We start from the raw sequence: 14157 nt of genomic DNA on the forward strand, positions 1-14157 counted from the left end.
TCGGGGAGAGGGGTACCGCTCAGCGCGGCTCGGAGAGGGAGTCGGGAAGGGGGATGACGCCGGTCTGGACGAGCTGCACGTCGCGCACCTCGCGACCCATCAGGCGGTTCGCGAGCGCGGTGAAGTCCGAGGCGGAGTCGCCCGTGGCCTCGTACACGTACCGCGCGGTCGCGTCGGGCGGGGCGAGCAGATCGCCGCGGACGAGCTGACGGTAGACGTCGCCGGCCGTCTCGTCATCGCTCGACACGAGCGTGACGCCCTCGCCCATCACGTAGCTGATGGCGCCGCGCAGGAACGGGTAGTGGGTGCAGCCGAGCACGAGCGTGTCGACCTCGGCTTCGCGCAGCGGCGCGAGGTACTCCTCGGCGACGGCGAGCACCTCCGGGGTGCCGGTGATGCCCGCCTCGACGAACTCGACGAAGCGCGGGCAGGCCGCGGTGAACACCTGCAGCCGCTCGTTGACCTCGAGCATGTCCTGATAAGCGCGCGAACCGATCGTGCCGACCGTGCCGATCACGCCGATGCGTCCGTTGCGCGTCGTCGAGACGGCCCGCCGAACGGCGGGTCCGATGACCTCGACCACCGGCACGTCGTAGCGCTCGCGCGCGTCGCGGAGCATGGCCGAGGATGCCGTGTTGCAGGCGATCACGAGCATCTTCACGCCCTGGTCGACGAGTGTGTCGAGCACCTCGAGCGAGTAGCGGCGCACATCGGCGATGGGCTTCGGCCCGTAGGGCGAGTGGGCGGTGTCGCCGATGTAGACGAACGACTCGCGGGGCAGCTGGGCGCGGATGGCCCGCGCCACCGTGAGCCCGCCGACACCGGAGTCGAAGATACCGATCGGCGCGTCGTTCATGACTCCCCAGCCTAGTCGCGACGACACGGCCGCAGGTGAGCCGCGCTCACTAAACTGAGCGCATGACCTCGTCGACGGCGCTGCTCACCGACCGCTACGAACTCACGATGCTCGCCGCATCGCTGCGCGACGGGACCGCATCGCGCCCGAGCGTGTTCGAGCTCTTCTCACGCCGCCTCTCGGGCGGGCGCCGGTTCGGGGTCGTCGCCGGCACCGGGCGCCTGCTCAGCCTGGTGCGCGACTTCCGCTTCGGTGACGACGAGCTTCGTTTCCTCCGCGACAACGACGTGGTCGATGCGGCATCCCTGCGCTACCTCGAGGACTACCGGTTCACCGGATCCATTCGCGGATACCGCGAGGGCGAGCTGTACTTCCCCGGCTCCCCCATCCTCACCGTCGAGGGCAGCTTCGCCGATGCGGTCGTCCTCGAGACGCTGGCGCTGAGCGTGCTCAACCACGACTCGGCCGTCGCCACGGCCGCCTCGCGCATGAGCATCGCGGCGGGCGAGCGCCCCCTCGCGGAGATGGGATCGCGACGCGCCGCCGAGCGGTCGGCCGTCGCGGCCGCCCGTGCCGCCTACATCGCCGGGTTCCGGTCGACGAGCAATCTCGAGGCCGGGCGCACGTGGGGCATCCCGACGATGGGCACCGCCGCGCACTCCTGGACCCTGCTCCACGACAGCGAGGAAGAGGCCTTCCGGTCGCAGATCGAGAGCCTCGGAACCGACACCACGCTGCTCGTCGACACCTACGACATCCCGACGGGCGTGGAGACGGCGATCCGCGTCGCCGGCACAGGTCTCGGCGGCGTGCGCATCGACTCCGGAGACCTGCCCACCGTGGCGGCCGCCGTGCGCGAGCAGCTCGACGCCCTCGGGGCGACCGAGACCCGCATCACGGTCACGAGCGACCTCGACGAGTACGCCATCGCGGCCCTCGCCGCGTCGCCCGTCGACGCCTACGGCGTCGGTACGTCGGTGGTCACGGGATCGGGATATCCGACGGCCAGCATGGTCTACAAGCTCGTCGCCCGACAGGATGCCACGGGTTCGTGGATCGGCGTCGCCAAGGCTTCCGCGGACAAGGCGTCGCACGGCGGCCGCAAGGCCGCCTTCCGTCGCCTCGAGGACGGCGTCGCCACCGCGGAGGAGGTTCTCGTCGCCGACGGCTTCGAGAAGCTGGACGGGCCGGCATCCTCCGTCGGCGGGCGCCCGCTCCAGGTGACGTTCATCGACAACGGCGAGATCGACTCCGCGCACGAGGGCGCCGCGGGAACGGCATCCGCCCGCGAGCATCACCTCCGCGTCCGCGAGGAACTGCCGGTGCGCGCGCTCGCGCTGAGCAAGTCCGACCCGGCCATCCCCACCGTCTACATCGACGTGGAGTGAGACCGCGTCCGCGCGGTCAGCGCGTCATCGACTCGTAGATCTCCTTGCACGTCGGGCAGATCGGGAACTTCTCGGGGTCGCGCCCCGGCGTCCACTTCTTGCCACAGAGTGCGCGGACCGGCTTGCCGGTGATCGCCGACTCGAGGATCTTGTCCTTCTTCACGTAATGCGAGAAACGCTCGTGGTCACCCGGCTCGAGATTCTCCTCTCGGAGGAGCTCTTCCAGTTCGCGATCAAGCGTTGCCACGCCGCCCTGATCGGGGCTGTCCAGCGGAGTACTCATCCCGTGAGTCTAGCCGCGTCCACGCGTGCGCGGGGCGGCGTCACGCGGTCTCGACGAACTCCATGAGGCGTTCCCCGCTGCGTTCGAAGATGAGGCCGCCGACGACCGCTCCGATGACGAAGACACCGACGCCGGTGCCGAGGCCGGCCCAGAACGTCGCCATCGCCTGCTGCTCCCCCGAAAGGAGGTTCGAGGCGAAGAGCCAGATGACCGGACCGCTGACGAGGATCGCCCCGAGGAACGCGACGGCCGGCCCGTAGGCGCCGCGCGACGTCGGACGCTGCGGTTGCTGGAACGGACTGTCGCCCGGACGTGACACCGCGTACGGCGCGACGACCGACACGATGCTCGACAGACCGAGGGCCGAGAGCAGCAGGCTGGATCCGAGGCCGATCAGCGGCAGCAGCAGATGCCAGTCGTCGATGACGAGGAGCGTGAGCGGAACGGCGATCGCCAGGACCGGAATCGACACCAGGAGAACGGGGACCAGGCGCCCGAGTCGATCGGGCAGCCCGCGCACGCCGCTGGCGACGTGCGTCCACAGGGCCGTCGAGTCGTAGGCGACGTCGTTGTGCGGCAGCCATCCGAAGAAGAGCGCCATCACGGGGACCGGCACGAGGGCGGCGATCTCGAGCGGTACCCCGGCGACCAGGAGCGGGAGCACCGTGAGGACGCCCGCGACCGGGACGACGATCACGTTGACGATGTAGCGGCGGTCGCGCAGCCAGTACACGAGGCTGCGCGAGGCGATGGCTCCGAAGGCCGTCGACGGCAGGAGGGCGAACCACCCGAGACCGGTGCGTTCGCGCGCGGCCACGGGCCGCTCGGTCGTCGTGAGCAGGCGGCGGACCAGCCATTCCCACACCACCCAGAGCCCCGCGAGGGTCACGACGGCGATGAGGCCGATGAGCCACGTCGTCGAGCTCTCGGGCGCCTGGAAGAGCGCGCCGGGCGCCGCTCCGAGCGGGGTGAGGGAGATCACGCCCGTCAGCGAGATCAGGGATGCCGGCACCTCCCCGTCCCACCGGAACGACGCGAGGAACACGGCGACAGGGAACGCGACGACGAGCAGCGCGAGCACGAACAGTGCCGTCAGCTCGCGCGAGCGCCGTTCGGGCAGCAGCAGCGCATTGACCGCCATGCCGATGCGCGCGACCAGGATGGTGCTGACGATGCCCACCACCGTCATCCCGACCGCGAGCGGCCACGCGACGCCGAGCTGCACCGCCACGATGCCGACGCTGAGGTACACGGCCAGGAGAGCCAGGCTCGGGACGCTGATCAGCGACGCGACGACGAGGATCCACGGCATCTGACGCTCGTCGACGCCGAAGACGGCGAAGCGGCGAGGATCGAGCTGGTCCACGGCTCCCACGAGGATCGGGCCGATGAGGAAGCCGAGGAGGATCGCGGCGCCGCCGAGGACGGTGACCGTGCGGGCGACCCCGAGCGGTGCGCCGGAGAGGCTGAGCACCGAGGTGCAGACGACGACCGTGATCGCCACGACGACGAGGAAGGACAGGATCGACCGCGTCCGGCGCTCGCCGCGCAGCGATCCGAGCAGAAGGGCGAGCCTCAGTCGGAGAACGTGTGCAGCCACTCGAGCCCCTCCACCTCTCCGATACCGCCGGAGAGCTCGACGAAGCGCGCTTCGAGCGTCTGGCCCGCCCGCACCTCGTCGATCGTCCCCTCGGCGAGCACTTCGCCGTCGACGATGATCGCGACGCGCGAGCACACCCGCTCCACGAGATCCATCCCGTGGCTCGACAGGATGACGGTGCCGCCGTGCGCGACGTACGCCCGCAGGATGTCGAGGATCACCGCCGAGGAGACGGGGTCGACCGATTCGAACGGCTCGTCGAGCACGAGCACGCGCGGCGAGTGGATCATCGCCCCCGCGAGCATGACCTTCTTGGTCATACCCGCCGAGTAGTCCGAGACGACGCGACCGAGCGCATCCCCCAGATCGAACGCGCGCGCGAGATCGGCGACGCGCTTCTCGATCACGTCGGAGGCCAGGCCGCGCAGGAGCCCGTAATAGTAGAGGAGCTGACGGCCGGTCAGACGGTCGAACGTGCGCAGGCGATCGGGGAGGACGCCCATCACCCGCTTCGCCGCCTGGGAGTTCGTCGCCTGGTCGATGCCGCAGATCACGACGCTCCCGGCGTCGGCGCGCAGCAGCCCCGCGATGATCGACAGCGTCGTCGTCTTTCCGGCCCCGTTGGGTCCGACGATGCCGTAGAAGGAGCCCGCCGGCACCGACAGGTCTATGCCGTGCACGGCGCGATTGTCGCCGAAATGCTTGACGAGCCCGCGGATGTGCAGAGCCTCGACGTCTGACGCAGCGGGGGTGGCAGATTTCGCGGCGACGGCGGATGCCTCGGACCGGACGTCCGTGGCCTCGACCTCGGGCCCGGCTTCGGTGGTCTCCGTCTCAGCGATCTCGGCCTCAGCGATCTCGGCCTCAGCGATCTCGGCCTCGACGACCTCAGGCTCGACGACCTCAGGCTCGACAACCTCCGCCTTGACGACCTCGGGCTCGACGACATCCGCCTCCGCGGTCTCCGCCTCGACGAGCACCTCGTCGACGCCGACAGTCGCTCCGGCACCGGCCGTCCCGTCGACCTCGACCACTGCCTCAGGCGGGTCGATCCGGGTCGACTCGATCGTGACGGGAGCCTGCGGCTTCGGCTCGGCGACCTCTGCGGCCTGAGCCGCGGCCGCCTTCGCCGCAGCGGTCTTCGCGGCGGCAGTCTTCGCCGCGGTCGTGCGAGTGGAAGCGGCGCGTGATGCGGCGGTGCGTGCCGTCGACTTCGCCGCCTGAGCCTTCGTCGCCGCGGTCTTGGCCGCAGCGGTCTTCGCCGCCGTCGACTTCGCCGCCGTCGACTTCGCTGCAGCCGATTTCGCGGCCGCTGTCTTCGCTGCCGTGGTCTTCGCCGCAGCGGTCGTGCTCGCGGCGGTCGTCTTCTTCGCCGCGGCCGACTTGGCTGCGGCCGTTTTCGCCGCAGCGGACTTCGCGGGTGTACGCGTCGTCGTGGCACGCGCTCCTGCAGCCGGCCGCGCGGGAACCTTCTTCTCGATCGGGCCCGCCGCCGAGACGGGCTCGATGACGATGTCGGTGCCCGCAGCGGCCTTCTCCGCCGCGGCCTTCGCCGTGCTCGGGCGCTTCGCGGGCGTGCGGGCTGCGGAAGCCTTTTTCGCGGCGGGCGTGCGGGGCGCGGAAGCCTTCTTCGCCGCCGCGGAGGACGCGGATGCTCGCTTCGACGTCGCCGTCCGCTTCTCCGGGGTCGCCTTCGATTCGGTCGTGGGGTCTTCCGCCTTTTCGGGGCGGGCGTCGGGGGAAGCAGTCACGGGTTCTACGGTATCAACGCGAGCCGACTTCCCCGGGGTCGGTCGCAACATTCACCCTGACAATCACCCGGGCGCCTTCCCCGACGTCGACCCTGGGTATACGGTGTGGACTGGGTCACGAAACGGCAACGGGCGCCGTGAGACCCGGTGTTTCCCAGGGTCCATCGCTAGCATGAACGCGGCACGACGAAGTGTCCGGCTGGTTAACCGGCCATGAACACACCTTCCAAAGGAGCACTCGTGACTCTTCAGACCGTCATCCTCGCAGCCGGCATGGGCTCGCGCCTGGGCCGTTCGCTGCCCAAGCCGCTCACCGAACTCGGCGACGGCCGCACGATCATGCGCCAGCAGCATGACAACATCCGCGCTGCGTTCGGCACCGACGCGCGCATCACCACCGTGGTCGGCTACCGCGCCGAGACCATCATCGAGGCCTTCCCCTCCGCCAACTACGTGCACAACGAGCGCTACGACGAGACCAACACGTCGAAGAGCCTCCTGCGCGCCCTCGGCGCGACCGGACGCGGCGGCGTGCTGTGGATGAACGGCGACGTCGTCTTCGATCCGATGATCCTCGGCCGCGCGGCCTCGTTCATCGAGCGCGATCAGTCGTTCGTCACGGTCAACACCTCCAAGGTCAGCGACGAAGAGGTGAAGTACACGGTCACGGCCGAGGGCTTCATCAAGGAGCTGTCGAAGACCGTCGCCGGCGGCCTCGGCGAGGCCGTGGGTATCAACTACATCTCCTCGGCGCAGAAGAAGGCGTTCATGCGCCAGCTGCAGCGCGTCGACGACCAGGACTACTTCGAGCGCGGCCTCGAGCTCACGATCGCCGAGGACGGCCTGCTGCTCGAGCCGATGGACGTCTCCGACCTGTACGCGGTCGAGGTCGACTTCGCCGAAGACCTCGAGCGGGCGAACCTCTTCGTCTGAGTCGCTGTCGAGAGCCTCCAGCAAAAACGCCGGGAGCCGCACCCTCAGGGGTGCGGCTCCCGGCGTTTTCGCGGGCGGGGTTCCTAGGATCGTGGCATGGCCCCGAAGGTGCACAAGATCCACTCCCTCCCGGACGACGCCCCGTGGGACAAGGGCATCCCTCCGACGGGATCGCCCGAGCATCCGTTCGTCGTCCGTGGCCTCGATCGCGTGCTCTCGATCCAGCGCCCGCTCGTGCTCGCGCACATCCGCAGCATCCGTCTGCGCAATCCCCATGCGTCACCCGCCGAGATCGTGCGGATCCTCGAACGTCGCTACCTCGCCGCCGTCACCACCGGTGGGGCAGCGGTCGGGGCCACAGCCGTGGTACCGGGGATCGGCACCGGCGTGACGCTCGCGCTCTCCGGCGTCGAGACGGTCGGCTTCGTCGAGTCGACCGCCCTGTTCGCGCAGTCGGTCGCCGAGGTGCACGGCATCGCGGTCGCCAACCCCGATCGCGCCCGGGCGCTGGTGATGACCCTGATGCTCGGCAAGGAGGGCGTCGACCTGGTCGGGCAGCTCGCCGGTCAGGTCGCCGGCCGCGGCGGTACCCGCAACGCCTACTGGGGCGAGCTCGTGACGAAATCCCTCCCCCGCGCCGCCGTCGGACCGCTCGTCGATCAGCTCAAGAGCATGTTCGTGAAGCAGTTCGCCGCGCGCGGCGGCGCCTCCTTCCTGGGCAAGGCGCTGCCGTTCGGAGTGGGCGCGGCGATCGGCGGCGCGGGCAACCACATCCTCGGCCGACGCGTGCTGACGACCTCGCACCGCGCGTTCGGCGCCGCTCCCCTCGACCTCCCGCCCGAGCTCGAGCCCGTTGCCGGCGCCGAGAAGGTCGAACTCCGCGTGCTCCGCGGCGCGCGCTACGCGGGTTCAGCGGTCGCGGGCGCGGCCGGCACGGCGGTCCGCGGGGTGGGCTGGGCGGGTCGCAAGGTCGGGGAACTGACCACCCGTCGCGGACGCGGCGCGAGCGGAGAGCTGGAGTCCGATTCCGCCCCGCGCGGCGACCACGAACTCCCCGAGAATCCGGGCGCCGACGGTCCGCTGCGCTGATCGGACAGAGAGCACCTCACCAAAGGATCACGCCACCCGTTGTGGCGAGCATCCAACAGGCCGAGCCGCGGCGACGATAGTGTGGAATCCGTGACGGACAAGCCCGACCTCTTTACCACCGCCGGCAAGATCGCGGATCTGCGCGCTCGCTACACCGAAGCCGTCGTCGACGCAGAAGCGAAGGCGAAGGAGAAGCAGCACGCCAAGGGCAAGATGACCGCCCGCGAGCGCATCGAGCTGCTCGTCGATCCCGGGAGCTTCGTCGAGTTCGACGAGTACGTGCGCCACCGCACGACCGCGTTCGGCATGGATCGCTCCCGGCCCTACGGTGACTCGGTCGTCACCGGTGTCGGCACGATCAACGGGCGCACGGTCGCGGTCTACTCGCAGGACTTCTCGACGTTCGGCGGCTCGCTCGGCGAGGTCGCCGGCGAGAAGATCATCAAGGTCATGGAGTTCGCACTGGCCGGCGGCATGCCCTGCATCGGCATCCTCGACTCGGGAGGGGCGCGCATCCAGGAGGGTGTCGTCGCGCTCGGCAAGTACGGCGAGATCTTCCGCCTGAACACCCGCGCCTCCGGTGTCATCCCGCAGATCTCGATCATCATGGGCCCGGCGGCCGGCGGCGCGGTGTACTCCCCCGCCCTCACCGACTTCGTGATCATGGTCGACAAGACGAGCCAGATGTTCGTCACCGGCCCCGACGTCATCAAGACGGTCACGGGCGAAGACGTCGGCATGGAGGAGCTGGGCGGTGCGTACACGCACAACACCCGCTCCGGTGTCGCTCACTACCTCGCGGAGGACGAGGATGACGCTCTCGACTACGCGCGCACTCTGCTCAGCTTCCTGCCGGACAACAACATGGCAGAACTCCCCTCGTACGAGGGTGTCTTCGAGTTCGAGACGACGGATGCCGACCGCACGCTGAACACGATCATCCCGGACTCGGCCAACCAGCCGTACGACATCCACACGGTGATCGAGCACGTCGTCGACGAGGGCGACTTCCTCGAGGTTCAGCCGCTCTTCGCGCCGAACATCGTCATCGGCTTCGGCCGCATCGAGGGCCGCTCGGTCGGCATCATCGCCAACCAGCCCTCGCAGATGGCGGGAACGCTGAATATCGAGGCCGGCGAGAAGGCGAGCCGCTTCGTCCGCTTCTGCGATGCGTTCTCGATCCCGATCGTGACGCTCGTCGACGTTCCGGGCTACCTGCCGGGAACCGACCAGGAGTGGACCGGAGTGATCCGACGCGGAGCCAAGCTGCTCTACGCGTACGCCGAGGCCACCGTGCCGCTGGTCACCGTCATCCTGCGCAAGGCCTACGGCGGCGCCTACATCGTGATGGGCTCGAAGCAGCTCGGCGCCGACGTCAACCTCGCGTGGCCGACCGCCGAGATCGCCGTCATGGGCGGCCAGGGCGCCGTGAACATCCTCTACCGGGGTGAGATCAAGAAGGCCGAGGAAGCCGGCGAAGACGTCGCCGCCGTGCGCACCCGCCTCGCGAACGAGTACACCTACAACGTCGCCTCACCGTTCCTCGCCGCCGAGCGCGGCGAACTCGACGGCATCATCGAACCCGCGAACACGCGCGTCTCGATCGCCAAGGCACTCCGCGCCCTGCGCGGCAAGCGCGCCGAACTGCCGCCGAAGAAGCACGGGAACATCCCGCTGTGATCGACGAGAGGGACGAGCGCCCGGCGCTCGAGATCACCCGCGGCACGGCGACCGAGGAAGAACTGGCCGCGCTCATCGCGGTGGTCAGCGATGCCTACGCGGCCGAGGAATCGGATGCCGTCGCCGAGGAGCCGGTCGTCTCGGCGTGGACGCGCACGCAGCGCTCCCTGCGCAAGCCGCTGCGCAGGGACATCCCCTGGGGACGCTTCGCCCGCTGAGCACCGCCGGGCTCTCCCGGAACCGTGGATCAGCGCGCGAAGCGCAGCGTGACCAGCTGGAACGGCCGCAGCGACAGCTCGACGCCCGTCGCGACGCCGGTGACCGCGGCCCGCGGTGTCTCCCGCTCGAGGAGGTCGGTCTCCACGACCGACCCGAAGTCGAACGACGGCGTGACCTGCCCCACTGCCCGTCCGCCGTGCGCTTCGTACAGCCGCACGATGACATCACCGCTCCGGTCCTCCGCGAGCTTGACCGCCTCGATCACGATCGCGTCCGACGACACCGCGAATAGCGGCGCGACGGGGCCAGAGCCGCGCAGCGAGCGTGCGGGCAGATTCAGGCGGTACCCCTCGCGCACGGCATCCGCGATCCCCGCATCCGGACGGATGCCGACGCGGAAGGCGTGTCGTCCCTGATCCGCCTCCGGATCGGGGAACAGCGGCGCCCGCAGCAGGGAGAGCCGTACCGTCGACGCCGTTCCGCCGCCCTCACGGGGCGCTCGCGTGATGTCGTGGCCGTAGGTCGAGTCGTTCGCGATCGCGACCCCGAAGCCCGGTTCTCCGAGGTGCACCCAGCGGTGTGCGACCGTCTCGAAACGGGCGACGTCCCACGACGTGTTGGTGTGGGTGGGCCGGTGCACGTGACCGAACTGGATCTCGGATGCCGCACGATCGCTGTGCACGTCGAGCGGGAAGCCGAGCTTGAGCAGCTTCTGGCGCTCGTGCCAGTCGACGATCGTCTCGATGTCGAGGCTCGGGGACCCCGCCGCGAGCGTGAGGACCTGAGTGATGCGGGACCCGCCGAACTCCCGGTCGATCCGCACGACGGCGGCGGTCGGGTGCGCGACGACCTCGACCGCCACGGCATCCCTCAGCTCGACGGCGTGCCGGCGGTAGTGCTCGTCGATGTCCCAGGCATCCCACGCCGTGGGGGTGTCGCGGTGCAGCGTCAGCAGGTTCCCGCGCTCCCCCGTCGGGATCGTCTCGCGCCCGGTCGCACGCACGCTCAGCGAGGAGATGAGCCCATTGGCATCCACCACGACCCGCAGATGCTCGTTCTCGAGCAGGACCTCCTCGCCGTGCCTTGCGGCATGGGCCGCCGCATTCGCGGACTCCGTGACCCCGATCGCCAGGCCGGGCACACCACCCGACGGGTAGGGGCTCGCGTTGGCGACCAGTTCCACCTCCCCGCGGCCTGCGACGACCTCGAGCGCGGTGTCGATGAGGCTGTCGAGCGTCTCGAGGACCTCCGCGTAGCGGCGCTCGGCCTCGCGGTGCACCCAACCGATCGAACTGCCGGGCAGGATGTCGTGGAACTGCTGCAGGAGCACGGTCTCCCACGCCTCCTCCAGCGCGTCGTACGGGTACTCGGCACCCGCCAGCGCTGCGCTCGTCGCCCACAGCTCGGCCTCGCGCAGGGCGTGCTCGCTGCGCCGGTTACCGCGTTTGGTGCGCGCCTGCGAGGTGTAGGTGCCGCGGTGGAACTCGAGGTACATCTCCCCCGACCACACCGGCGGATCGGGGTACTCGGCCTCGGCCGTCTCGAAGAAGCGCCGCGGATCGGAGAGGGTCACGGTCGGTGATCCCTCCAGCGATCGCAGTCGTGCGGCGGCGGCGAGCATCTCGCGGGTCGGCCCGCCTCCGCCGTCGCCGTATCCGAAGGGCACGAGCGAGGCGGTCGCCGCGCCCTTCTCGGCGAACTGGCGCTCGGCGCGGGCGAGATCCGCACCGGAGAGCTGCGAGTTGTACGTGTCGACCGGCGGGAAGTGCGTGAAGATGCGGGTGCCGTCCAGACCTTCCCATGTGAAGGTGTGATGGGGCATCGTGTTCGTCTCGTTCCACGACATCTTCTGCGTCAGCATCCACCGTGACCCAGCGGCCCGCGCGATCTGCGGGAGAGCGGCCGAGTATCCGAACGAATCGGGCAGCCAGACGTCGAGGGGCTCGACCCCGAACTCCTCGAGGAAGAAACGCTTGCCCCGCACGAACTGGCGCGCGAGGGCCTCGCCTCCCGGCATGTTCGTGTCAGACTCCACCCACATGCCGCCCGCGGGGTGGAATCGACCGGCCGCGACGGCGGCGCGCAACCGCTCGAAGAGCTCGGGCTGGAACCGCTTCATCCAGTCGTACTGCTGCGCCGACGACGCCGCGAACGAGAACTCGGAGTCCTCTCCGATCAGCGAGAGGACGTTCGAGAACGTGCGCGCCACCTTGCGCTGCGTCTCGCGCACCGGCCACAGCCACGCGGAGTCGATGTGGGCGTGCCCGACCGCGTGGGCGGAGTGCGCAGACGCGGATGCCGGGCGGCCGAGCACCTCCGAGAGTGCGGCGCGCGCATCGGCGACGGTGCCGGCGACATCGTCCGGATCCGTCGCGTCGACCGCGTGCTCGAGGGCGCGCAGGATCTCGGCGCGGCGGGAGGAGCTCTCGGGGAGCTCGGCGCGCAGACCGTCGAGCACTGCGATGTCCTGCAGAAGCTCCCAGACCGTGAGGTCGAGCACGGCGACGTCGGCGCGACGCAGCTCGTACAGCGGTTCGTCGCCGGCGGAGTCCCACTCTCCGAGCGGTGTGGGGCCGAAGGTGCGGAACCCGTCGCCCACATCCGGGTTCGCCGCCGCCTCGAGGTAGAGCTCGATCGCATCGCCCGGAGCACCGTCGAGCGGCACATAGGCGTTGCGCGGCTCGACCGCCTTGACGATGGATCCGTCCGGCCGGTATACCGTGCCCTCGGCCTGGAACCCCGGCTGCGCGCCGTGGAAGCCGAGGTCGAAGACGAGTTCGGCCCGCTCCCCGGGATCCGTCGTCGGGATCGTCCCGGTCACCCGCAGCCACATCGTGCTCCACGCACGCCCCCACGGCGAGCCGACGGCGAAGGGGGCGTACCTCTGCCCGACAGCCTCGGCGAACGGCACGGGTTCACCCGGGACCTGCCAGGCCTCGAGAGTGAGCTCGTGCGAGTGCGCGTACAGCGCGGGCTCGAGGCGCTCCCGGACGAACCGGCGGATGCGTGCTTCGACCAGCGAGGAGTTGTCGTGCATGACGGGTTTCCGATCGACGATGACGGAGGAACACCCGAATACTACATCGATTGGATTTAAGGAGCGACAGGCACGTCCGAGCGTTCCGACAGCATCAGCGTCGCGCTCCGCGGGGTGAGCGCCTGATCCAGCACCACGCACGCCGCCCCCACGGCTCCCACGTCGGCACCCACGACCGTGCCGTCGATCGGGATCTCCCGCAGGGCTCGCGTCGCGCTCAGTCGCTGCACGTGCTCCGAGATCTCCGCGAGGTAGACCGCCGAGACGTACCCCCAGAAGGGTCCTCCGAGCACGATGCGCTCCACGTCGAGGACGTCGGTGAGCACCACCAGGAGGGCGGCGGTGCAGCGTGCGGCATGGCCGAGGATGGCCGAGGCCGCCGCCTCCCCCTGCTGCGCCCGCGCGCATACGTGCGCGAACCGCGCCTCGAGCGCACCGGGCTCGTCATCGTCGCCCTCCGCAGACAGCACCCCCGCACGCACCGCCTCCGCCACGATCGACTGCGGCGTGCACGTGACGGCGACGCATCCCCGGGATCCGCAGGCGCACCGCGGCCCCTCAGGATCGACCACGATGTGCCCGATCTCGCCGAGGTTGCCCGTGCGTCCGCGCGTGACATCGCCGTCGCGCGCGAGCGCCGCACCGAGGCCCGTGCCGAGGTAGAGGAAGACGAACGAGTCGTCCAAGGGACCTCGGCGCGTCCAGAGCTCACCCACGGCCGCCGCAGCGGTGTCCTTCTCCAACGCCACCGCGAACCCGGTCGCCGTCGACAGCAGCTCACGCAGGGGCACCCGGCGCCATCCGCGCAGCATGGGCGGGTCGACCACGGTCCCGTTCGCCTCGTCGAGGGGTCCGGGCGCGGCGAGTCCGATACCGAAGATCCGCGAGCGATCGACACCGACCTCGGTGATGAGGGCATCGATCGCGCGAGCCATCTCGTCGATGATTCGTCCGGGTTCGGGTGATCCCACCGGGATCAGGCGCCGCGCGACCACCGCGCCGGCGAGGTCGAGGACCACCACCGTCACCACCGCGGGATCGAGATGGACACCCACCGAGTACCGGCTCTCCGCGACCAGACGGAGCAGGACGCGGGGCTTTCCCGGGCCGTTGATGGCACGCCCGGCCTCGGCGATCAGTCCCTCGTCGAGGAGGCGGCGGGTGATGTTCGTGAGCGTCTGCGCGGAGAGTCCGGTGGTCGCGGCGAGCTCCGTACGGCTCAGCGCCTCACCCGCGCGGCGGATCGCCTCGATCACGACCGCCTGATTGAAGTCGCCCATTCGGGGCAGGTTCGTTCCGCGCCGCGTGCTCATCCGGCCAT

At 70.0% G+C, this 14157-nt stretch carries 11 protein-coding genes; 5 read left to right on the forward strand and 6 right to left on the reverse strand.

What is annotated here, in order from left to right; genetic code table 11:
* Positions 1 to 19: 19 nt before the first annotated feature.
* Entirely contained in the window at positions 20 to 856 is an 837-nt protein-coding gene (murI, locus tag WFJ97_RS13610) for a glutamate racemase (RefSeq protein WP_247624798.1), read from the reverse strand.
* Between the two features lie 62 nt (positions 857 to 918).
* Between murI and WFJ97_RS13615 the strand changes: the two genes are divergently transcribed.
* A complete protein-coding gene (locus WFJ97_RS13615) occupies positions 919 to 2244 on the forward strand; it encodes a nicotinate phosphoribosyltransferase (protein ID WP_247624799.1) in 1326 nt (441 codons plus the stop codon).
* A 16-nt stretch (positions 2245 to 2260) separates the two neighbouring features.
* On the opposite strand, the gene WFJ97_RS13620 is transcribed toward WFJ97_RS13615, so the two are convergent.
* The 3 genes from WFJ97_RS13620 to WFJ97_RS13630 are packed head-to-tail and all read right to left on the reverse strand — an operon-like array spanning position 2261 to position 5878.
* Complete coding sequence (locus WFJ97_RS13620) at positions 2261 to 2527, reverse strand: DUF3039 domain-containing protein (protein ID WP_247624800.1); 267 nt, start codon at positions 2525 to 2527, stop codon at positions 2261 to 2263.
* Positions 2528 to 2567: 40 nt separating this feature from the next.
* Entirely contained in the window at positions 2568 to 4127 is a 1560-nt protein-coding gene (locus WFJ97_RS13625; protein WP_336641915.1) for a hypothetical protein, read from the reverse strand.
* Complete coding sequence (locus WFJ97_RS13630; protein WP_336641916.1) at positions 4103 to 5878, reverse strand: ABC transporter ATP-binding protein; 1776 nt, start codon at positions 5876 to 5878, stop codon at positions 4103 to 4105. The genes WFJ97_RS13625 and WFJ97_RS13630 overlap by 25 nt, the downstream gene beginning before the upstream one ends.
* A 240-nt stretch (positions 5879 to 6118) precedes the next feature.
* On the opposite strand from WFJ97_RS13630, the gene WFJ97_RS13635 reads away from it, so the two are divergent.
* The 4 genes from WFJ97_RS13635 to WFJ97_RS13650 all read left to right on the forward strand — a co-directional run bounded on the left by WFJ97_RS13635 (position 6119) and on the right by WFJ97_RS13650 (position 9798).
* Complete coding sequence (locus WFJ97_RS13635; RefSeq protein ID WP_336641917.1) at positions 6119 to 6811, forward strand: phosphocholine cytidylyltransferase family protein; 693 nt, start codon at positions 6119 to 6121, stop codon at positions 6809 to 6811.
* Between the two features lie 96 nt (positions 6812 to 6907).
* Positions 6908 to 7900, forward strand: coding sequence for a hypothetical protein (locus WFJ97_RS13640; RefSeq protein WP_336641918.1), 993 nt, complete (start codon positions 6908 to 6910; stop codon positions 7898 to 7900).
* A 90-nt stretch (positions 7901 to 7990) separates the two neighbouring features.
* A complete protein-coding gene (locus tag WFJ97_RS13645; RefSeq protein WP_372491583.1) occupies positions 7991 to 9580 on the forward strand; it encodes an acyl-CoA carboxylase subunit beta in 1590 nt (529 codons plus the stop codon).
* Positions 9577 to 9798: an acyl-CoA carboxylase subunit epsilon gene (locus tag WFJ97_RS13650; protein ID WP_247624806.1), complete on the forward strand. Its 222-nt coding sequence runs from the start codon at positions 9577 to 9579 to the stop codon at positions 9796 to 9798. The genes WFJ97_RS13645 and WFJ97_RS13650 overlap by 4 nt, the downstream gene beginning before the upstream one ends.
* A 29-nt stretch (positions 9799 to 9827) precedes the next feature.
* Here WFJ97_RS13650 and WFJ97_RS13655 read toward each other — a convergent pair whose 3' ends face one another.
* Positions 9828 to 12836: an alpha-mannosidase gene (locus WFJ97_RS13655; RefSeq protein ID WP_336641919.1), complete on the reverse strand. Its 3009-nt coding sequence runs from the start codon at positions 12834 to 12836 to the stop codon at positions 9828 to 9830.
* A gap of 56 nt (positions 12837 to 12892) precedes the next feature.
* Entirely contained in the window at positions 12893 to 14149 is a 1257-nt protein-coding gene (locus WFJ97_RS13660; RefSeq protein ID WP_336641920.1) for an ROK family transcriptional regulator, read from the reverse strand.
* Positions 14150 to 14157: the final 8 nt, after the last annotated feature.

This window comes from Microbacterium sp. USHLN272, assembly GCF_037149655.1.
Classification (GTDB): domain Bacteria; phylum Actinomycetota; class Actinomycetes; order Actinomycetales; family Microbacteriaceae; genus Microbacterium; species Microbacterium galbinum.

Bases quoted from the DNA above. Each gene is read 5' to 3' on its own strand.
- murI (WP_247624798.1), bottom strand. From the start codon at position 856: ATGAACGACGCGCCGATCGGTATCTTCGACTCCGGTGTCGGCGGGCTC.
- WFJ97_RS13615 (WP_247624799.1), top strand. From the start codon at position 919: ATGACCTCGTCGACGGCGCTGCTCACCGACCGCTACGAACTCACGATG.
- WFJ97_RS13620 (WP_247624800.1), bottom strand. From the start codon at position 2,527: ATGAGTACTCCGCTGGACAGCCCCGATCAGGGCGGCGTGGCAACGCTT.
- WFJ97_RS13640 (WP_336641918.1), top strand. From the start codon at position 6,908: ATGGCCCCGAAGGTGCACAAGATCCACTCCCTCCCGGACGACGCCCCG.
- WFJ97_RS13655 (WP_336641919.1), bottom strand. From the start codon at position 12,836: ATGCACGACAACTCCTCGCTGGTCGAAGCACGCATCCGCCGGTTCGTC.
- WFJ97_RS13660 (WP_336641920.1), bottom strand. From the start codon at position 14,149: ATGAGCACGCGGCGCGGAACGAACCTGCCCCGAATGGGCGACTTCAAT.